The sequence below is a fragment of the Streptomyces boninensis genome (assembly GCF_048572725.1).
GTDB classification, from domain to species: Bacteria; Actinomycetota; Actinomycetes; order Streptomycetales; family Streptomycetaceae; genus Streptomyces; species Streptomyces boninensis.
The window spans coordinates 3,507,528-3,526,291 of the sequence record NZ_CP183837.1 but is presented as its reverse complement, the minus strand read 5'-3'; the positions used below and the strand labels follow the sequence as shown (position 1 = coordinate 3,526,291).

The window sequence follows — 18,764 nt, the reverse complement described above, 5'->3', positions numbered from 1 at the left end:
CACGGCCCGTGGGGAGGCCGGCCCCGGCAGGATGCCATGGGGGATCAGCGGCCGGGCATCAGCCTTCGTAGGCCGCGAAGGCCTTCGTGAAGTCGTGCGCGCCCTGCTCGATCGAGCTGCACGTCGGCTGCGCCGAGTCGGCCGCGCCGCCCTCACAGGCCTTGTCGCGGTTGGCCGACCACATCGACAGGCCGCCGAGCTTCTTCTCCTTCGCGAAGGCGACCAGCTCCTTGGCGTCCGCGACGGTGAACTTCTCCACCACCACGTCGTTCACGCCGATCATCGGCGTCACCGCGACGGCCTGCCAGGCGGCGGTGTCCGACAGCCCGAAGGCCTCCTTGACCTGCTTCTGCGTGGCGGTGGCGGCCTGGGTCGCGTACTTCCCCATGTCGCCGTCGTAGGACGGGCCGTAGTCCATCGCCATGATGTTCACGGCCGAGACCTTCACGCCCTTGTCCTTGACCGTCTTCAGCAGATTCACGCCGTCCTGCGTCAGGCCCTCCGGCATGACCGGCAGCGTGAAGGTCACGTCCAGGCCCGGGTGCTCCTTCTGCAGCTGCGCGATCGCCTCGGCCCGGAGGGTGTTGGCGGCGGTGTCGGGCAGCGCGCCGCCCTCGATGTCGAAGTCGACCTTCTTGAGCTTGTATTCGTCGATGACCTTCCCGTACGCCTCGGCCAGCGCGCCCTTCGACTCGCATACGAGCCCGAGCTCGCTGCCCGCCGCGCCGCCGAAGGACACCCGGGCATCCGCGCCCGCGGCCCGCAGGTCGCCGATCTTCGCGGCCACCGGATCCTTGCCGAGCTCGGTGACGCCACCCCACTTGGGGTCACAGCCGCCGCCACCGGTGATAAAGGCGAGGTTGAACTCCTTGACGCCGTGGTCCTTCGCGGCGCCGACGACGTCGTACGAGGGAGCGAGCGAGGTGTCGACATAGGGGGCGAAGCCGGGGGCGGCCTCCTCCGCCGCCTTCGACTCCTGCCCGGCCTGTGCGCCACCGCTGAGCAGGAAGCCGCCGCCGGCGGCCAGTGCGGCCGCGGCGGCGGCGACGGTCAGCTTCACGGTGCGGGTGCGGTGGCGGCGGTGGGTGGTGGGGGGAGTGCTCACGTTCTCGCGTCCTTGCGTTGGGGGACTGGGACGGCGGGAACGCTAGCGGTGGAGAAACGGACAAAATGCCTGATCAGGGCCCTGTGGAGGAGGCTTAAGGCGCCCTTCAGGCCGAGATCGGCGGCGATTAAAGGGTCGCCGGCGTCGACGCCGTCTCCAGGTCCCGGGTCGCCGCGATGAGGGCGGCCAGCGACGTCCGGGTCTCCGCGAGGGCGTTGAGGCGGGAGTCCAGGCCCTCCAGATGCTCCTCCAGCGTCTCCAGCTTGCACTCCGCGACCGTGCCGTCCTGGCGTACGCATGGCAGCAGGTCGCGGATGACCCTGGTCGGCAGGCCGGCGTCCAGCAGGGCGCGGATGCGGGCGACCACGGCGGGGGCGCTCTCGCCGTAGCGGCGGTGGCCGCTGCTGAGGCGGTGGGAGTCCAGGAGGCCCTGCTCCTCGTAGTAGCGGAGCAGGCGGACGGACGTGCTCGTCGCCGCGGCGAGATCGCCGATCTTCATGTGACGCCCCTCACACACCCTTGAAACTCACATTGATGTCAGATTCTAGCCTGAGGTCATGACCAACACCGAACACCCCATCTCCCTCTACGGCTTCCTCCGCCCCCGCCCGGAGCGCGCCGACGAGGTCCGGCACATCCTCACCTCCCTCGTGGCACCGTCCCGGCAGGAGCCGGGCAACCTCCAGTACCACCTCCACGAGCACGAGGACGGCCGCTTCTTCCTGTACGAGATCTGGCGCAGCCAGGAAGACCTCGACCGGCACAACGAGACGCCGCCGCTGCGGGCCTTCCTGGAGAACCTGTCCACCTATCTGGTGGCGGACCCCGAGGGCTACTTCAAGACCATGATCAGCCCGTACCCGGCCGCGTAGCCGCGGACTTCACTCCTCCCCCAGCCCCGCCAGCCGCCCCGTCCGCGCCACCCTCGCATACCACCGCGCACTCGACTTCGGCGTCCGCTGCTGCGTCGCATAGTCCACGTACACCGCGCCGAACCGCTTCTCATACCCGTACGCCCACTCGAAGTTGTCGAGCAGCGACCAAAGGAAATACCCCCGCACATCCGCCCCGTCCCGCATCGCCGCATGCACCGCCGCCAAGTGCCCGTGCAGATACGCGATCCGCTCCGGATCATGCACGCTCCCGTCCGGCTCCGGCTTGTCGTCGTACGCCGCGCCGTTCTCCGTGATCAGCAGCGGCACGCCCGGCGCCTCGCGCGAGAAGCGCTGCAACAGGTCGTACAGGCCCGTCGGGTCCACCGACCACTCCATCGCGGTGCGGTCCCCCGGCGGCTGGTGGAAGGCGACGTGGTCGGCGGCGGGCCACGGGGAGTGGTCGCGGGCGCCGTGGCCGTCGCGGCGTTCGCGGCGGGCCGCGGGGCCGTCCACCGCGGAGACGAGGGAGGGGGTGTAGTAGTTCAGGCCGAGGAGGTCCAGGGGCTGCTTGACCGTCTCCAGGTCGCCGTCCCGGACGAAGGACCAGTCCGTCAGGCGGGCGGTGTCCGCGAGCAGGTCGTCGTCGTAACGGCCATGGAAGAGGGGGCTCGTGAAGACGCGCGTCGCCAGGGCGTCGATGCGGCGGGCCGCGTCCCGGTCCGCCTCCGAGGCGCTGCGGGGGCGGACGGTGGCCGGGTTGAGGCTGATGCCGACCTCCGCGCGGGCCGGCAGCACGCGGCGCAGCTCGCGGGCCGCGAGGCCGTGGGCGAGGTTGAGGTGGTGGGCGGCGCGGAGCGAGGCGGCCGGGTCCGTACGGCCCGGGGCGTGGACGCCTGCCGCGTAGCCGAGGAAGGCGCTGCACCACGGCTCGTTGAGGGTGATCCAGGTGCCGACCCGGTCGCCGAGCGCCTCGCCGACCAGGGCCGCGTATTCCGCGAAGCGGTACGCCGTGTCGCGGTGCGGCCAGCCGCCGGCGTCCTCCAGCTCCTGCGGCAGGTCCCAGTGGTAGAGGGTGAGCGCCGGGGTGATGCCCTTCTCCAGCAGCTCGTCGACCAGCGCGCGGTAGAAGTCGAGGCCGCGCTGGACCGCCGGGCCGCGGCCGGTGGGCTGCACCCGCGGCCAGGAGACCGAGAAGCGGTACGCGGCCAGGTCCAGGTCCGACATCAGCGCCACGTCGTCGCGGAAGCGGTGGTAGTGGTCGACGGCGACATCGCCGGTGTCGCCGCCCGCCGTTCTGCCGGGCGTGTGCGAGAAGGTGTCCCAGATCGACGGCGTGCGGCCGTCCTCGCTCGCCGCGCCCTCGATCTGGTACGCGGCGGTGGCGGCGCCCCAGATGAAGTCCGGGGGGAAGCTGAGCGTGACGTTTTCGGTCATTATGGGAGCGCTCCCAAATCAGTCGTTACGTAAGGAAGTCGTGCACTGCCGGGGAGGCAGGAGAGTTTGGTCAGCCCTTCACCGCGCCCTGCATGATGCCGCCGACGATCTGCTTGCCGAAGATCGTGAACGCCGCCAGCAGCGGCAGCGTCCCGAGCAGCGCGCCCGCCATGATCACGGACCGGTCGGTGGCGTAACCCTGCGGCAGGCCGGTCAGCGCGACCTGGACGGTCGGGTTCTCCTGGGTCAGCGCGATGATCGGCCAGAAGAACTCATTCCAGGCCATGACGAAGGTCAGCATCGCGAGCACGGCCATCGCGGGCCGGGCGATCGGGAAGACCACATGCCACACCACCCGCAGCGACGACGCCCCGTCCACCCGGGCCGCCTCGATCAGCTCGGTGGGCAGCGCCTCCACGAGGTACTGCCGCATGAAGAAGACCCCGAAGGCGCTGACCAGACCCGGCAGGATGACCGCCTGCAGCTGGTTGGTCCACTGCAGCTCGGCGATGGCCATGAACAGCGGCACCACGCTGAGCTGCGGCGGCACCATCATCGTGCCGATGACCAGCAGGAGCAGCAGCGTCTTGAAGCGGAATCTGAGCTTGGCGAAGGCGAAGCCGGCGATGGTGGAGAAGAGCACCGTGCCCAGGGTGATGGCCCCGGCGACGATGACCGTATTCCACAGCGCCAGGCCCATGTTGGCGCCGTCCCACGCCTCGCCGAGGTTGTCCATGAGATTCCCGCCGAACCAGAACGGCGGCGGCGTCTCGGACAGCCGGGTCGAGGTCCTGGAAGCCGCGATGGCGGTCCAGACCAGCGGGAGCAGCGAGCCGAGGGTGAAGACGGTCAGCACGGTGTACGTGATCCAGCCGCCGTGCAGCTGCTTGCCCGCTTTTCGTACGCCGCGTACGCGCGCAGCCATTTACGCTCCCTCGCTCTTCTTGAGCCGCCAAGAGATCAGCCAGTTGATCAGCCCGATCACGATGAGGATCAGGAACATCGTCCAGGCGATGGCCGAAGCCCGGCCCAGGTTGAGCTCGAACCAGCCCTTCTCGTACAGGAAAAGACCCAGCGTCTGGTACTGGTGATCAGCGCCGCCCGCCGCCCCCGAGGTGCCGCTGAAGAGCAGCGGCTCGCCGAAGAGCTGGGTGGCGCCGATGGTGGAGACCACCACCGTGAAGAGGATCGTCGGGCGCAGCGACGGGATGGTGACATGGATGAACTGCTGCCACCGCGAAGCCCCGTCGAGCGCCGCCGACTCGTACAGGTCGTGCGGCACGGCCTGCATGGCGGCGAGGTAGATGAGCGCGTTGTAGCCGGTCCAGCGCCAGATGACGATGGTGGAGATGGCGATCTGGGAGGTCCAGTCGCCGTTCTCCCAGTCGACGTTGTCGATGCCGACCAGGCCGAGCGCCCAGTTGATCATCCCGTAGTCGCGGCCGTAGAGCATCGCGAAGACGAGGGTGGCCGCGGCGACGCTGGTCGCGTACGGGGTGAGGGCGGCGACGCGGAAGAACATCGAGCCGCGCAGCCGGTAGTTGAGCATATGGGCGATGCCCAGGGCCATCAGCAGCTGCGGGACGGTGGAGATGATGCCGATGGTGAAGGTGTTCTGGAGGGCGTTCCAGAAGAACTCGTCGTCCAGCAGCCGGGTGAAGTTGTGCAGCCCGGCCCACTCCATGTGGTTGGGGTCGTTGAGGGAGACGCGGTGCAGGGAGGCCCAGCCCGTGTACAGCAGCGGGAAGAGCCCGAAGGCCCCGAAGAAGATGAAGAACGGGGCGATGAAGGCGTACGGGCTCCACTTGACGTCGCGCTGATAGCGCCGGCTGCGCCGGGCCGCGCGCCGCTCGTCGCGCTGTGCGCCGGCCGGGACCGCGCCCTCCTCCCCCTTGGAGGGCGCGGCTGTCTCGGTCAGTTCAGTCACGAACTCACTGCTCCAAGAGGTCGTCGATCTTCTTCTCGGCGGCCTCCCAGCCCTCTTCGGGCGACTTGCCCTGCTGCTCGACCTGGAGGATGCCGATGTCGGTGATCTGCTGGAGGATCGGCTGGTCCTTCGGGCCGAGCACCAGGGTCGGGATGGACTTGGCGGCGTCGGCGAAGATCTTCCCGATCGGGGCGTCGTCGAAGTAGGCGTGCTTGGCGTCCGCTACGGCCGGGAGGTCGAAGGCCGCCTGCGAGCTGGGGAAGCTGCCCTGCTTCTCGAAGAGCTTCGCCTGCTGCTCAGGTGCGGTCAGCCAGGCGGCGAGCTTGGCCGCCTCCTCCTTGTTCTTGCCCGCGCTCGGCACGGTGAGGAAGGAACCGCCCCAGTTGCCGGGCTTGGGGGCCGGGGCGACGTCCCACTGGTCCGCGGCCTTCTCGCCGGCCTTGTCCTTGATGTAGCCGAGCATCCAGGGCGGGCAGGCGACGGTGGCGAACTTGCCGTTCGCGTAGCCCTGGTCCCACTGCGGGGTGAACTGCTTGTACTTGGCCGTCATCTTGCCCTTGATGGCTTCCATGGCGAGGTCCCAGGAGGCCTGGACGCCCTTGCTCGTCTTGTAGATGACCTTGCCGGACTTGTCGTAGTAGCGGGTCGCGTAGCTGGAGCTGGAGCCGTTGTAGAGGCTGGCGCCCGAGTCGACGAAGGTGGTGCCGTCGGGTGCCTTCTTCATGAAGTCGGCGCCGGTGTCCACGTACTTCTGCCAGTCGCCGGCCCACAGCTTGCCGACCTCTTCGCGGTCGGTGGGCAGGCCCGCCTTCTTGAAGTGGTCCTTGCGGTAGCAGATGCCCATCGGGCCGATGTCGGTGCCGAGGCCGATGGTCTTGCCGTCCTTGGCGGTGGCCTGGTCCCACTTCCAGGGCAGGAAGCTGTCCTTCTCGACGCCGGGGGCCTTGCCGAGGTCCTCGAACTTCTGGGCGTGCTGGGTGACGACCTCGTTGATGTTGTTGACCTCGACGGCCTGGATGTCGGCTAGGCCGCTGCTGGACGCGAGGTGGGTGAGGAGCTGCGGGTAGTACTGGTCGACGCGTTCGATGGAGTTCTGCTTGATGACGATGTCCGGATTCGCCTTCATGTACTCCTTGTAGAGCCCGGCCTCCTTGAGGCCGAAGACGCCGAACACACCCACGGTGATCGTGGTCTTGCCCTTGCCGCCCTCGCCGGAGCTGCCGGGCTCGTCGTCGTCGCTGGCGCAGCCTGCGGTGAGTCCGGCGGCGAGAGTGAGTGCGGCCAGACAGGCTGCTGCTCTGTGGAAGGTACGGGGCGTACGGGTGCTGACGGCCATGCCTAACGCTCCTTGCGGCTTTCGACGGCTTGATGGGACGAGTACGTTGGGAGCGCTCCCAGTTGTGATGTGTTTAAGACTCTCGCTCCGTGGCGGAGTGTCAAGGGATCCGACAGATTTTGTCTTCGGAGGTGTCGATGGATCAGGCGCGGCGGATGGGCGGGAACGGCGGCCGGACACGCGGCGGTTCGGCCGGCAGGAGCGGCCGCCGAGGGGGCCGGCCGACCCTTGAGGAGGTGGCCGCGCGGGCGGGCGTCGGGCGCGGCACCGTATCCCGGGTGGTCAATGGATCGCAGCAGGTCAGTCCGGAGACGAAGGCGGCGGTGGAGCGCGCGATAGCCGAGCTCGGATACGTACCGGACCGCACCGCGCGGGCGCTGGCGGCGGGCCTGACGGACGCGGTGGCGCTGGTGATCCCGGAGCCGGAGGAGCGGCTGTTCTCGGAGCCGTACTTCGCGGCGATCATCAGCGGCGTGAGCGCGGAACTCGCCGCATCCGACAAGCAGTTGCTGCTGACGCTGAACCGGGACGCGCAGGAGCGGCGGCGGCTCGGCCAGTACCTGAGCGGCCACCGGGTCGACGGCGTGCTGCTGGTGTCCGTACACGAGAATGAGCCGCTCCCCGACCTGTTGCGGCAGCTCGAGCTGCCCGCTGTGCTGAGCGGGCGGCGGACGGCCGGGGAGGCGGTGCCGTACGTCGACTCGGACAACGTCGGGGGCGCGCGGGAGGCGGTGGCGCACCTGGCGGCGCGGGGGCGGCGGGCGATCGCGACGATCGCGGGGCCGCGGGACATGTACGTGGGGCAGGCGCGGCTCGCGGGCTACCGGGAGGCGCTAGGGGAGGCGGGGCTGCGGGCGCGCGAAGACCTCGTCGCGTACGGGGACTTCACCGAGGCGGGCGGGCGGGCGGCGGCGCGGGGGCTGCTGGGCAGGGCGCCGGAGCTCGATGCGGTCTTCGCCGCGTCGGACCTGATGGCGGCGGGTGCGCTGCGGGAGCTCCGGGCGGCCGGGCGGCGGGTGCCGGAGGACGTGGCGGTGGTGGGCTTCGACGACTCGGCGGTGGCGCGGCATACGGAGCCGGGGCTGACCAGCGTGCGGCAGCCGGCGATGGAGATGGGGCGGGCGATGGTGCGGCTGCTGCTGGCGGAGATCGCCGAACGGAGCGCGGAGCCACCGCATTTGGTGCTGCCCACGGAGCTGGTGGTGCGGGGGTCGTCGTGACGGGAGGGTCTGTGCAGTGCGTCGTGACCTGGGGGCGTAACCCTCAGGTATGAGGCGTGGACCGCGCGTTGGCGGACGCTTATCGTTGGCGTGCCCACGACACGGGCACATCCGTGGGCACACCCCCCACCCGTACCACGGCACCAGGAGGCCGTATGCGTACGAGACTTGTCCCGACCGCGATCGCCACCGCCCTGGCCGCGACCGCCGCCTGCGGCGTGCTCGCCTTCCCGGCCGCCGGGCTGGACGCGCAGGACACCAGGCCGCCGCGGGTCGAGGTGCTCGAACACGGCTCCGCGCCCGACACGGCCGTGGTCAGTGGCATGAACGAGCCCGGCACCAAGTTCCACGTCGAGGCCGCGGACACCGCGGCGGCGAAGACCCTGGAGATCGACTACCAGGTGCAGGAGACCGGCTACTGGTGCGGCCCCGCCGCCACCCGCATCGCCCTGTCCGCCCGCATCGCCGCGCCGAGCCAGGCGGACCTGGCGGCGCAGCTCGGCACGACGGAGGCGGGTACGGACCACATCAGCCAGGTCACGGGCGTGCTGAACGCGAACCTGGGCACCGGCTGGTACGAGACGAAGGAGATGCCGAACGACCCGCCCACGCAGGCCCAGAAGGACCTGCTCTGGCAGGACATCGTGACGGACATCGACAACAACTACCCGCTCGTCACCAACATCGTCGCCCCACCCGGCAACCAGCCGCCCGGCTACCCGCCGGACCAGACGATCTACCACTACTTCTCGGTCATCGGCTACGACGACGCCCAGCGCACGGTGCTGATCGCGGACCCGGCGTCCTTCGGCGGCAATCAGATCTATTGGCTGTCCTTCGACCAGTTGTCGACCCTGATCCCGCCGAAGGGGTACGCGGCGTAGGCAAATCCGATGGAGCGGTGCGATCGGGCGTCGGTACCGTCCCTGGGTGACGTATCTGAGCGGACTGGGGTATCTGCTGGGGCTGGAGGGTGTCGCCCTGCTGCGTGGGCTGCGGGAGGGGAGCGCCGACCGGGACTTCGTCGAGGCGCGGATCGCCGAGGTCCGCAAGCTGCTCGACACTCCCGGGCTCACCCGGGCCGCATCGGTGGAGGCGGCGACCGGAGCGGTCAGCACGGCCGAGGTCTACCGGGACTGGGCGGCGCACTACGACGCACCCGGCAACCAGATGATCGACGTCGAGCAGCCCGTCGTCCAACGCGTCCTCGACGGGCTGCCGGTCGGGAGGGCGCTGGACGCGGCCTGCGGCACCGGCCGGCACACCGCCCACCTGCACCGGCTCGGTCATGACGTGACCGGCGTCGACGCCTCGCCGGAGATGCTCGCCCAGGCCCGCCGGCGGCTGCCGGCCGAGATAGGCCTCTGCCGGGCCGACCTGGCCCGACTGCCGCTGGCCACCGACTCGGTCGATACGGTCGTCTGCGCGCTCGCTCTGACGCACGTGGCCGAGCTCGGCGAGGTGTTGGCCGAGTTCGCGCGGGTGCTGCGCCCCGGCGGCCACCTGGTGCTCTCGGACGCCCACCAGCTCGCCTCCTACCTCAGCCCGACCCTCGCCCGCGGCCTCGACGCGACCGGCCGCCCGGCCCTGCTCACGGAATACCACCGCCCGCTCAGCGCCTACCTGGCCGCCGCCCTCCCGCTCGGCTTCCAGGTCCGCCACTGCGAGGAACCCACCCGCCCGCGCCCGGGCATCGACGCCACGATCGACGCCACGGGCCCCCCGGACCCGCTCCCGACGGAGATGTCCTGGGACCTCCCGTATTGGTGCCCAGCGGCATCAGCAGCAGCCCTGGACGGCTCCCCGCTCGTGGTCGTCTGGCACTTCCAGCTCGCATGATCCTCACGCAGCGCCTCCGGCTGGAGCCGGTCGGCCCCGACAAGGTGGCTGACCTGTGGCTCGTACACAGCGACGACGCGGTATGGCCGTGGTACGGCAGCAAGCCGCCGACCTTTCAGGAGATGGAGCGGCGGGCCGCGTCCATGGGCGACTCATGGCGTCTCCACGGCGTCCACAAATGGATCGCCTACGACCGCGTGACCGGCGAGGTCGTAGGCCGCGGCGGCCTGTCACGCACGCCGATCGACGACGACTGGGGCCAGCTCTACGCCTTCCTCCCACCCGAGCCGTGGGTCCACACCGCGCACGAGAGCCGCCACCCCTTCCCCGCCCACGCCCACTGGGCCGAGCTCGGCTGGGCGGTCCGCCGCAAGTTCTGGGGCAGCGGCTACGCAGCCGAGATCGGCCGCGCCGGCCTGACCTACGCCTTCGACACGCTCGCCATGCACGCCGTGATCTCCTGCACCCTCCGCCACAACACCCGCTCGCGCGCCGTAATGGAACGCATCGGCATGCGCTACGCGGGCGAGATCCGCAGCCGCGGCCTCGTCAAAGGAGCCGAGGGCGAACAGGACGACGCCCCGTACGCAGTCTGCGTGCGCCACCGAGAGTGACGGCCAGCCGCTCCCCGCGCCTCGCGGACCACCTCGTCGTGGGGGACGGTGTCAGCATTGCCCATGACAGTCCGCGGTGGACCGCGGGTGGGAGGAAACGATCAAGGCCCCGCCCCGGATTTCCCGGGGTGGGGCCTTGATCACTAAGGGTGAGTGACGGGACTTGAACCCGCGGCCACCTGGACCACAACCAGGTGCTCTACCAACTGAGCTACACCCACCATGTCCGCCGCGACGTGCGCAGCGGCCGAGTAGAAGTGTACAGGGTCCGGATGGGTGCTCGCCTCCGGCTTTAGGCGTCGGGGGTGGGGGGTGTGGCCTGGCGGGCTGCGATGGAGCGGCAGGTTTCGGAGTCGGGTCCTGGCTGGGGGACGAAGATCGCCTCGCGGTAGTAGCGGAGCTCGGCGATGGATTCGCGGATGTCGGCGAGGGCGCGGTGGTTGCCCGCCTTGTCGGGGCTGTTGAAGTAGGCGCGCGGGTACCAGCGGCGGGCCAGCTCCTTGATCGACGAGACGTCCACGATCCGGTAGTGGAGGTAGTCCTCCAGCGTCGGCATGTCCCGGAAGAGGAAGCCGCGGTCGGTGCCGACCGAGTTTCCGCACAGCGGGGCCTTGCCGCGGTCCGGGACGTGCTTGCGGATGTACGCCAGCACCTGCTCCTCGGCGTCCGCCAGCGTCGTACCGCCGTCGAGCTCCTCCAGCAGCCCGGACGCGGTGTGCATCTGGCGCACCACGTCCGGCATCGTCGCCAGCGACTCGGCGGGCGGGCGGATCACGATGTCCACGCCCTCGCCGAGCACATTCAGCTCCGAGTCCGTGACCAGCGCCGCCACCTCGATGAGCGCGTCCGTGGTCAGGGAGAGCCCGGTCATCTCGCAGTCGATCCACACCATCCGGTCGTTCATGAACTTCACCTTATGCCGCGGTCGCGCTGCGCGGGGACCGTCGGGCGCGCGGGACCGCCGCCGGAGGGGCCTCCGGCGGCACTTCCGGTGTGGCTTCCGTAGCCGCCCCCGACGCCTCCTCCGCCGCCTTCGTACGTGTCCTTGTCCGGCTTCTCGCCGGAGCCGGCCCCCGACCCGCCCCCCGACTCCCCGGAGCCCGGATTGCGCGCCCTGAAGGCCGCCCGGTACGCCGCCGGCGACGACCCGAGCTGCCGCCGGAAGTGCCCGCGCAGTGCCACCGGCGAGCGGAAGCCGCAGCGGCCCGCGACCTCGTCCACCGAGAAGTCCGACGTCTCCAGCAGCCGCTGCGCCTGCAGCACCCGCTGGGTGATCAGCCACTGCAGCGGCGCCGAGCCGGTGAGCGTACGGAACCGGCGGTCGAAGGTGCGCCGGGACATGTACGCGCGGGCCGCGAGCGCCTCCACGTCGAACTGCTCGTGGAGGTGCTCAAGCGCCCAGGCGACCACCTCGGCCAGCGGATCGCCGCCGATCTCCTCCGGTAAAGACCTGTCCAGGTGCCGGTCGGGCGCCGCGCCGGCGCCCGAGCCCGCGGTCGCGGCGGCACCGGGCGCGGTGCGGCGCCCGGGGACCACGAGGCGGCGGGCGAGCGTGGCCGCGGCCTCGGGGCCGTGGTCCGTACGCACGATGTGCAGGCAGAGGTCTATCCCGGCGGCCGTGCCCGCCGAGGTGAGGATGTCGCCGTCGTCGACGTAGAGCTCGCGCGGGTCCACGTGCACCGACGGATAGCGCTTGGCCAGCGTCGGGGCGTACATCCAGTGCGTGGTCGCGGGGCGGCCGTCCAGCAGCCCGGCGGCGGCCAGGGCGAAGGCTCCGGTGCACAGGCCCGCGATCCGCGCGCCCTCGTCGTGCGCCCGGCGCAGCCCCTCCAGGGCCGCGGCGGGCGGCGGCTCGGTGATCGAGCGCCAGGCCGGTACGACGATGGTGCCGGCCTTGGAGAGCGCCTCCAGGCCGTGCGGGGTGGCCAGCTCCAGGCCGCCGGTCGTATGCAGTGGCGGCTCCTCGCCCGCGCAGACCAGCAGGCGGTAACGGGGCCCGGCGGCGTCGTGGCGGCCGTCGCCGAAGATCGAGAGGGGTATGGAACTCTCAAAGATCGGACCGCCGCTGAACAGCAGCACCGCTACCACCTCGCGTCGCCGGCGTTCGCGTACCGCCGTGGTGGTGCTGGTGGTTCCCGGTGCAGACGCTGCCGCCCGCCCGCCGTGCGGCGCGGCGGTGGAGTCCTGGCTCATTCCGCAAAGCCCCCCTCGGTTGTCCCGTCCGACGCGATCGGCCTGCAAGATCAAATCTACTGTGTCCCCAGGGGCCACCGGGACCAGTTGACCATCGCGTGCTTAGTCGACATGGAAACTTGGCGCGAAGCATTCGATCACGAAGCGTTGCACCACTCGCGCTCGGTGTGAAGTGCGCCTTTCATAGCGGGCGACCCTTGCGGGCTTCGTGCGCCCGCAGCGCGCCGGTACGACCAGGTGGCAGCACTCTTGACGACTTTGGGCATCAACTTCCGTAAGTAGAAGGGAAGTTGGCCGAAAAATGCGGGTCGCAGGGGTACTTTGGGCCGCTTCTCGACCGCTTCTCTGCACAGGTGGCATTCTCAGGCCGCCGAAATGGACCCGCCGGCAAGCCCGCGGACCAGCCGGGGGGCGCGGCGAAGGCGCACGGGAGCGCGGGGGGCGACCGGGCGGACCGCCCCCGACGGGACCCGGGGCATTGCGCGAACCGCCTGAGTCGGGCATGCTCCCGTAAACCCCTCGCCGGGGCGTCAGGCAGCACGCAGGTTTGAAGCTCTGTGCAGGCGGGGAGTGTCGCCGTACCCTTGGGGTAAGGGCTTGGGAAGATGCTTCCCGGACACTGCGGCCGTTGTCGTACGTCAGGAGAGCAGACCCCCTCCATCAAGCCACCAGCACGCTAGGAAGAGTCAACAGCCCTTTCCTTCCGCTCGCATGAGGACTCCCTTCGCAGAGACGACGATGGCCGGTCACGAAATTCCCGAACCCGCGGACCGCAAGCAGTTTGCCGACCTGACGGCGGACTTCGATGCGGTGATCGAAGCTGAAGCCGAACCGCGCCGGACCTGCGATCCGGCCTTCAAGCACGGAGTGGTGGTGGGCTTTGACGGCTCCACCTCCAGCGAGCGCGCGCTGGCGTACGCGATCGGCATGACGCGGCGGTCCGGCTGCGGCCTGATCATCGTGCATGTGGCGAACCGCCTGCCGACCACGGTCTGGGCCGGCTGCGAGCCGCCCGTCTTCGTGGACGTACCCGACCACCGGACCGAGGTGCTGGGCCTGGAGCTGGCCTGCGCGGACTATTTGTCCGAAGTGTCCTGGATTCTGGTGGAACGTGGCGGTGACATCTGCCACGAACTTGAGGAAGTCGGGCGGGAGTACGAGGCCGACGCGATCGTCGTCGGCTCCACGCACGGCGTCGTCGGCCGGATCTTCGGCTCGGTCTCCGGGCGGCTGGCTCGGCGCGCCAAGCGGCCGGTCGTCGTCATTCCCTGACGGGCGGCCCTGCCCTCTTCTCCCGTACGTCAAGCATCCGTTGACCGGACGAAAAATACCGACGCGTAGATGTTGTTTGTGAATTTGTGAGGGGCATATAGGGGGAAGCACAACAGCACAGCACGGAAGGGAGCCCGCCGTGGACAAAGACGTCTCTGCGGGAAGCACCACCTCATCGCTCGGCTACCTCCTACTGGGCCTGACGCTGCTGTCGTTCGGCCTGGTGCACACCGATGTGATCAGCGGCACCGGCGCCGCTGACGTGACGGATCTCGCGCTGTACGTGGGGGGCGTCGCCCTCTTCGTCACCGGACTGCTGGAGCTGCGCTCCGGACAGTCCTTCACGGGTACGGCCTTCGCGGGCCTCGGGGCGTTCTGGTTCACGTGGGCCAGCGCCGCCGACGCCTCACTGTCGGCCAACGCCGCCGGACTGTTCCTGCTGATGTGGGCGGTCCTGGCGCTGAGTCTGGCCTTCGCCTCGGCCTCGGCCGGGCGACTGACCGAAGTCGTCTACGGGCTCCTCTTCATCAGCCTGCTGCTGATGGCCATCGGAAGCCTCGCCGACGCGGGTGACCTTTCGAAGATCGGCGGGTGGGCCGCCGCGGTGTCAGGCGCGACGTCTTGGTACGTCGCGACCTCGGCGCTCGCGGGCTGGCCGGCCTCGCTGCCACGACGTGCTGCCGACCGGGAGGTGACGGTCCCCGGATAGGCAGCCGCACTGCCGGCGTAATGGGCGACGCCGGCACAGGGGAGGCGACCCCTCGCGCGCTCTTGGTGGCTGCGCGTGAGGGGTCGCTCGCCGTTTGCGGGACCGGCTCCGGCCCTACTCCACCGTCACCGACTTGGCCAGGTTCCGCGGCTTGTCGATGTCCCGGCCCAGGGCGAGGGCCGTGTGGTACGCCAGCAGCTGGAGCGGGATGCCCATCAGGATCGGGTCCAGCTCGTCCTCGTTCTTCGGGACGATGATGGTGTCGTCGGCCTTCTCCTGGTCCTGGTGCGCGACCGCGAGGATCCTGCCGCTGCGGGCCTTGATCTCCTCCAGGGCGGCGCGGTTCTTCTCCAGCAGGTCGTCGTCGGGGACGATCGCGACCGTCGGCATCGCCGGCTCGATGAGGGCGAGGGGGCCGTGCTTGAGCTCCGAGGCCGGGTAGGCCTCGGCGTGGATGTACGAGACCTCCTTCAGCTTCAGCGAGGCCTCGCGGGCCACCGGATAGCCGCGCACCCGGCCGATGAAGAGCATCGAGCGGGCGTCGGTGTACTGCTGCGCCAGCTTGGCGATCTCGTCCTCACGGGCGAGGATCTCGGTGATCTGCTCGGGCAGCTTGCGCAGCCCCGCGATGATCCGCTTGCCGTCGGCGACCGAGAGGTCGCGGATCCGGCCGAGGTGGAGGGCGAGCAGCGCGAAGGCGACGACCGTGTTGGTGAAGCACTTCGTCGATACGACACAGACCTCGGGCCCCGCGTGCACGTACACGCCGCCGTCCGTCTCGCGGGCGATCGCCGAGCCGACCACGTTCACGACGCCCAGGACGCGCGCTCCCTTGCGCTTCAGCTCCTGCACGGCGGCGAGGACGTCGTAGGTCTCGCCGGACTGGGAGACGGCGACGTAGAGGGTGTCGGGGTCCACCACCGGGTTGCGGTAGCGGAATTCGGAGGCGGGCTCGGAGTCGGCCGGGATCCGCGCCAGCTCCTCGATCAGCCCGGCGCCGATCTGCCCCGCGTGGTACGACGTACCGCAGCCGAGGATCTTGACCCGGCGGATCTTGCGGGCCTCGCGCGGGTCCAGGTTCAGGCCGCCCAGGTGGACGGTGGAGAAGCGGTCGTCGATGCGGCCGCGCAGCACGCGGTCGACGGCGTCGGCCTGCTCGCTGATCTCCTTGTGCATGTACGTGTCGTGGGCGCCCATGTCGTACGACGCCGCCTCGTACTCCACCGTCTCCGGCGAGGCGGCCGTGCGGGAGCCCTCGCGGGTGGTGTAGGTGCGGTAGTCGTCGGCCTTGATGGTGGCCATCTCGCCGTCGTCGAGGGTGACGACCTGGCGGGTGTGGGAGACGAGCGCGGCGACGTCCGAGGCGACGAACATCTCCTTCTCGCCGATGCCGAGGACGACCGGGGAGCCGTTACGGGCGACCACGATCCGGTCCGGGAAGGCGGCGTGCAGGATGGCGATGCCGTACGTGCCCTCGATGTGCCGCAGCGCGTCGCGGACCTTCTCCTCCAGCTTGTCCGCCTGGGAGCGGCCGATGAGGTGGGCGAGGACCTCGGAGTCGGTCTCGGAGGCGAACTCGACGCCGTCCGCCTCCAGCTTGGCGCGCAGCTCGGAGGCGTTGTCGATGATGCCGTTGTGGACGACGGCGACCTGGCCCTCGGCGTCCAGGTGCGGGTGGGCGTTGACGTCGTTGGGGGCGCCGTGGGTGGCCCAGCGGGTGTGCGCGATGCCGGTGGTGCCGGCGAAGCGCTTCGGCAGCCGGGAGTCGAGGTCGCGGACGCGGCCCTTGGCCTTGGCCGTCTTCAGGGTCGCCGCCTTGCCGGAGGAGGGCTTCGAGGTGATGGCGATGCCCGCCGAGTCGTAGCCGCGGTACTCCAGGCGCTGCAGGCCTTCGAGGAGCAGGGGCGCTACGTCGCGCTTACCGATATACCCAACGATTCCGCACATACCGTTCCTTGTTTGTAGATGGAGTGGCTTAGGTGGCGAGGGTCAGCCGTACACGATGCGACGCAGCTGCCGCTGCGACAGTTCCGGTGCCGCGACCGCCCGGTGGGGCAGCTCCTGTGCGATGCGGCGGAAGATCTCGTCGTTGACGAAACCCTGCGCCTTCAGCTCGCGGTGGCGCCTGCGGACGTACTCCTCGGCCGGCTCGTCGAAGTACGCGAGCACGTCCTGGATCACCCGGGCGGCCTCGCCGCGCTGCAGGGGCGCGCTGCGCACCAGGTGATCGATGAGGTCGTCGTGCATTCGTCGATACTGCGCGAGGATCTCGGGCTTTCGCAAGAATCCTGCCCGATATCGGGCAGGAACGTGTCCATTCCGCTTCCGGGGTGGGGTTCATGGAATGGTCTACACCTTGACGGCATCGGTGCGCGGGAGTACGCATATGGATGCTCCGTCGTGCTCCATGCCCATGACAGTCACGCAAGTTCACGCACCGCGGCTCCCCTCGGAAGGGATTCCCTGTGAGACGTCGTACTGCCCGTACTCGCTTGCGCCACCTGCTCTGCGCCCTCCTGCTGACCACCGGCACCGCCGTAGGCGCCACCGGAGCCTCCGTCGACGCGGCGGCACCCGCCGCCTCCGCCGCCGCGCCGCCCTCGCTGGGGAACGTGATCCCGGCGCCCACATCCGCCAAGCCCGGCGGCAGCCCGTACGAGATCAGCGCGAAGACCGTCATCCGCACCGACCGCACCGGGGCCCCGGTCGCGCGGCAGCTGGCCGAGCTGCTGCGGCCGTCGACCGGCTACGAGCTGCCGGTCACGACGAAGTCCGGCGACAGCGGCATTCAGCTGCGTACGTCGGCCAAGGAGCGCCCGCTTGGTGCGGAGGGGTACCGGCTGAAGTCCGGCCGGGCGGGTGTGGTCATCTCCGCGTACAAGGCCGCCGGGCTCTTCCACGGCATCCAGACGCTGCGGCAACTGCTGCCCGCGGCGGTGGAGTCGGGCTCCGTCCAGGCCGGTCCGTGGAAGGTCGCGGGCGGGACCATCAGCGACAAGCCCCGTTATGGGTACCGCGGCACGCATCTGGACGTGTCCCGGCACTTCTTCAGCGTCGACAAGGTGAAGAAGTACATCGACCAGATGTCGCTGTACAAGATCAACCGACTGCACCTGCACCTCTCCGACGACCAGGGCTGGCGGATCGCGATCGACTCGTGGCCGCGGCTGGCTACTTACGGCGGGTCGACGCAGGTGGGCGGCGGAGCTGGTGGTTACTACACCAAGGCCGACTACAAGGAGATCGTGCGGTACGCGGCCAGTAAGTACCTGACCGTGGTGCCGGAGATCGACATGCCGGGGCACACGAACGCGGCGCTGGCCTCGTACGCCGAGCTGAACTGCGACGGCGTCGCCCCGCCGCTGTACACGGGGACGGACGTCGGCTTCTCGTCCCTGTGCGTGCCGAAGGAGATCACGTACGACTTCGTGGACGACGTCATCGGCGAGCTGGCGGCGCTCACGCCCGGCGAGTACATCCACATCGGCGGGGACGAGGCGCATTCGACCAGCCATGAGGACTACGTGAAGTTCATGAACCGGGTGACTCCGATCGTGGCCGAGCACGGCAAGAAGGTCATGGGCTGGCACCAGATCGCTGCCGCGGATCCGGTCAAGGGTGAGTTGGCGCAGTACTGGGACACGACGGGGGCGGCGAGTGCGGATGTCGTCGCGGCGGCGAAGGCGGGTACGAAGTTTGTGCTGTCGCCGGCTAACAAGCTGTATCTCGACATGAAGTACAACAAGGACACTCCGCTGGGGCTGAGTTGGGCCGGGTATGTGGAGGTCCAGGACTCGTACTCCTGGGATCCCGGCAACTATCTGCAGGGTGTGCCGGGTGACGCGGTGGCGGGGGTTGAGGCGCCGCTGTGGTCGGAGACGCTGTGGGAGAGCGACCAGGTGGAGTTCATGGCGTTCCCGCGGCTGGCGGGGGCGGCTGAGCTGGGGTGGTCGCAGGCGTCGGCGCTGAGTTGGGACTCGTACAAGGCGCGGGTCGGGACGCATGGGCCGCGATGGACGGCGATGGGGATCGACTTCTACCGGTCGCCTCAGGTGCCTTGGTCTTGATGATTGGTGCCCACCCGCCCACCCACCCGCCCGTTGCTCCGTGCGGCGCTGCCGCGGGGGCTTTGGGTGGGTGGGCCGGGGTGGGGTTCCACGACACCACCGAAAAAACGCTGTGGTCGGCTGCCGCTGGGGACGCTGGGTTTTTTCGGCGGCGTCGTTCCACCCCACCCCTC

At 69.8% G+C, this 18,764-nt stretch carries 17 protein-coding genes, 1 tRNA gene and 1 pseudogene; 8 read left to right on the top strand and 11 right to left on the bottom strand.

Annotated elements, in window-relative coordinates:
• Positions 1-58: 58 nt before the first annotated feature.
• Both ACNNMR_RS15895 and ACNNMR_RS15890 read right to left on the bottom strand, forming a co-directional pair.
• A pseudogene (locus tag ACNNMR_RS15895) lies at positions 59-955 on the bottom strand (chitinase); the annotation flags it as partial.
• Positions 956-1,232: 277 nt separating this feature from the next.
• On the bottom strand, positions 1,233-1,604 hold the full coding sequence (locus ACNNMR_RS15890; RefSeq protein WP_419995265.1) for a MerR family transcriptional regulator: 372 nt from the start codon (positions 1,602-1,604) through the stop codon (positions 1,233-1,235).
• 58 nt (positions 1,605-1,662) lie between these two features.
• On the opposite strand from ACNNMR_RS15890, the gene ACNNMR_RS15885 reads away from it, so the two are divergent.
• Positions 1,663-1,977: a putative quinol monooxygenase gene (locus ACNNMR_RS15885; RefSeq protein ID WP_419995264.1), complete on the top strand. Its 315-nt coding sequence runs from the start codon at positions 1,663-1,665 to the stop codon at positions 1,975-1,977.
• Between the two features lie 9 nt (positions 1,978-1,986).
• Here ACNNMR_RS15885 and ACNNMR_RS15880 read toward each other — a convergent pair whose 3' ends face one another.
• From ACNNMR_RS15880 to ACNNMR_RS15865, 4 genes are all read right to left on the bottom strand, one after another.
• A complete protein-coding gene (locus tag ACNNMR_RS15880) occupies positions 1,987-3,414 on the bottom strand; it encodes a GH1 family beta-glucosidase (RefSeq protein WP_419995263.1) in 1,428 nt (475 codons plus the stop codon).
• A 70-nt stretch (positions 3,415-3,484) separates the two neighbouring features.
• The gene (locus ACNNMR_RS15875; RefSeq protein ID WP_419995262.1) at positions 3,485-4,339 is read right to left on the bottom strand and encodes a carbohydrate ABC transporter permease; all 855 of its coding nucleotides are present in this window, start codon (positions 4,337-4,339) and stop codon (positions 3,485-3,487) included.
• Positions 4,340-5,341, bottom strand: coding sequence for a carbohydrate ABC transporter permease (locus ACNNMR_RS15870; RefSeq protein WP_419995261.1), 1,002 nt, complete (start codon positions 5,339-5,341; stop codon positions 4,340-4,342).
• 4 nt (positions 5,342-5,345) lie between these two features.
• A complete protein-coding gene (locus tag ACNNMR_RS15865) occupies positions 5,346-6,677 on the bottom strand; it encodes an extracellular solute-binding protein (RefSeq protein ID WP_419995260.1) in 1,332 nt (443 codons plus the stop codon).
• Between the two features lie 155 nt (positions 6,678-6,832).
• On the opposite strand from ACNNMR_RS15865, the gene ACNNMR_RS15860 reads away from it, so the two are divergent.
• From ACNNMR_RS15860 to ACNNMR_RS15845, 4 genes are all read left to right on the top strand, one after another.
• Complete coding sequence (locus tag ACNNMR_RS15860) at positions 6,833-7,897, top strand: LacI family DNA-binding transcriptional regulator (protein WP_420000372.1); 1,065 nt, start codon at positions 6,833-6,835, stop codon at positions 7,895-7,897.
• A gap of 155 nt (positions 7,898-8,052) precedes the next feature.
• A complete protein-coding gene (locus tag ACNNMR_RS15855; RefSeq protein WP_419995259.1) occupies positions 8,053-8,781 on the top strand; it encodes a C39 family peptidase in 729 nt (242 codons plus the stop codon).
• Between the two features lie 46 nt (positions 8,782-8,827).
• Entirely contained in the window at positions 8,828-9,736 is a 909-nt protein-coding gene (locus tag ACNNMR_RS15850) for a class I SAM-dependent methyltransferase (protein WP_419995258.1), read from the top strand.
• Complete coding sequence (locus tag ACNNMR_RS15845) at positions 9,733-10,350, top strand: GNAT family N-acetyltransferase (protein ID WP_419995257.1); 618 nt, start codon at positions 9,733-9,735, stop codon at positions 10,348-10,350. Before ACNNMR_RS15850 ends, ACNNMR_RS15845 begins: the two co-directional genes overlap by 4 nt.
• Before the next feature lie 148 nt (positions 10,351-10,498).
• Here the strand turns inward: ACNNMR_RS15845 and ACNNMR_RS15840 are convergent.
• From ACNNMR_RS15840 to ACNNMR_RS15830, 3 genes are all read right to left on the bottom strand, one after another.
• Positions 10,499-10,571 (bottom strand) — tRNA-His (locus ACNNMR_RS15840).
• A 71-nt stretch (positions 10,572-10,642) separates the two neighbouring features.
• Complete coding sequence (orn, locus tag ACNNMR_RS15835) at positions 10,643-11,254, bottom strand: oligoribonuclease (protein ID WP_419995256.1); 612 nt, start codon at positions 11,252-11,254, stop codon at positions 10,643-10,645.
• A 5-nt stretch (positions 11,255-11,259) separates the two neighbouring features.
• The gene (locus tag ACNNMR_RS15830; RefSeq protein ID WP_419995255.1) at positions 11,260-12,543 is read right to left on the bottom strand and encodes a helix-turn-helix domain-containing protein; all 1,284 of its coding nucleotides are present in this window, start codon (positions 12,541-12,543) and stop codon (positions 11,260-11,262) included.
• A gap of 738 nt (positions 12,544-13,281) precedes the next feature.
• On the opposite strand from ACNNMR_RS15830, the gene ACNNMR_RS15825 reads away from it, so the two are divergent.
• A complete protein-coding gene (locus ACNNMR_RS15825; protein ID WP_420000371.1) occupies positions 13,282-13,815 on the top strand; it encodes a universal stress protein in 534 nt (177 codons plus the stop codon).
• 139 nt (positions 13,816-13,954) lie between these two features.
• Positions 13,955-14,524 (top strand): acetate uptake transporter, encoded by a 570-nt coding sequence (locus ACNNMR_RS15820; RefSeq protein ID WP_419995254.1) that lies wholly within the window; start codon positions 13,955-13,957, stop codon positions 14,522-14,524.
• A gap of 114 nt (positions 14,525-14,638) precedes the next feature.
• Here the strand turns inward: ACNNMR_RS15820 and glmS are convergent, their stop codons facing one another.
• Both glmS and ACNNMR_RS15810 read right to left on the bottom strand, forming a co-directional pair.
• Positions 14,639-16,471, bottom strand: a complete 1,833-nt coding sequence (gene glmS, locus ACNNMR_RS15815; RefSeq protein ID WP_419995253.1) for a glutamine--fructose-6-phosphate transaminase (isomerizing) — start codon at positions 16,469-16,471, stop codon at positions 14,639-14,641.
• A gap of 42 nt (positions 16,472-16,513) precedes the next feature.
• A complete protein-coding gene (locus ACNNMR_RS15810; RefSeq protein WP_419995252.1) occupies positions 16,514-16,771 on the bottom strand; it encodes a hypothetical protein in 258 nt (85 codons plus the stop codon).
• 218 nt (positions 16,772-16,989) lie between these two features.
• Between ACNNMR_RS15810 and ACNNMR_RS15805 the strand changes: the two genes are divergently transcribed.
• A complete protein-coding gene (locus ACNNMR_RS15805) occupies positions 16,990-18,591 on the top strand; it encodes a beta-N-acetylhexosaminidase (protein WP_419995251.1) in 1,602 nt (533 codons plus the stop codon).
• Positions 18,592-18,764 lie beyond the last annotated feature (173 nt).

Coding starts and splice junctions, on each gene's coding strand:
- ACNNMR_RS15830 (WP_419995255.1), bottom strand. CDS start 12,543: ATGAGCCAGGACTCCACCGCCGCGCCGCACGGCGGGCGGGCGGCAGCG.
- ACNNMR_RS15845 (WP_419995257.1), top strand. CDS start 9,733: ATGATCCTCACGCAGCGCCTCCGGCTGGAGCCGGTCGGCCCCGACAAG.
- ACNNMR_RS15855 (WP_419995259.1), top strand. CDS start 8,053: ATGCGTACGAGACTTGTCCCGACCGCGATCGCCACCGCCCTGGCCGCG.
- ACNNMR_RS15880 (WP_419995263.1), bottom strand. CDS start 3,414: ATGACCGAAAACGTCACGCTCAGCTTCCCCCCGGACTTCATCTGGGGC.
- ACNNMR_RS15810 (WP_419995252.1), bottom strand. CDS start 16,771: ATGCACGACGACCTCATCGATCACCTGGTGCGCAGCGCGCCCCTGCAG.
- ACNNMR_RS15875 (WP_419995262.1), bottom strand. CDS start 4,339: ATGGCTGCGCGCGTACGCGGCGTACGAAAAGCGGGCAAGCAGCTGCAC.
- orn (WP_419995256.1), bottom strand. CDS start 11,254: ATGAACGACCGGATGGTGTGGATCGACTGCGAGATGACCGGGCTCTCC.
- ACNNMR_RS15860 (WP_420000372.1), top strand. CDS start 6,833: ATGGGCGGGAACGGCGGCCGGACACGCGGCGGTTCGGCCGGCAGGAGC.
- ACNNMR_RS15890 (WP_419995265.1), bottom strand. CDS start 1,604: ATGAAGATCGGCGATCTCGCCGCGGCGACGAGCACGTCCGTCCGCCTG.
- ACNNMR_RS15865 (WP_419995260.1), bottom strand. CDS start 6,677: ATGGCCGTCAGCACCCGTACGCCCCGTACCTTCCACAGAGCAGCAGCC.
- glmS (WP_419995253.1), bottom strand. CDS start 16,471: ATGTGCGGAATCGTTGGGTATATCGGTAAGCGCGACGTAGCGCCCCTG.
- ACNNMR_RS15825 (WP_420000371.1), top strand. CDS start 13,282: ATGGCCGGTCACGAAATTCCCGAACCCGCGGACCGCAAGCAGTTTGCC.
- ACNNMR_RS15885 (WP_419995264.1), top strand. CDS start 1,663: ATGACCAACACCGAACACCCCATCTCCCTCTACGGCTTCCTCCGCCCC.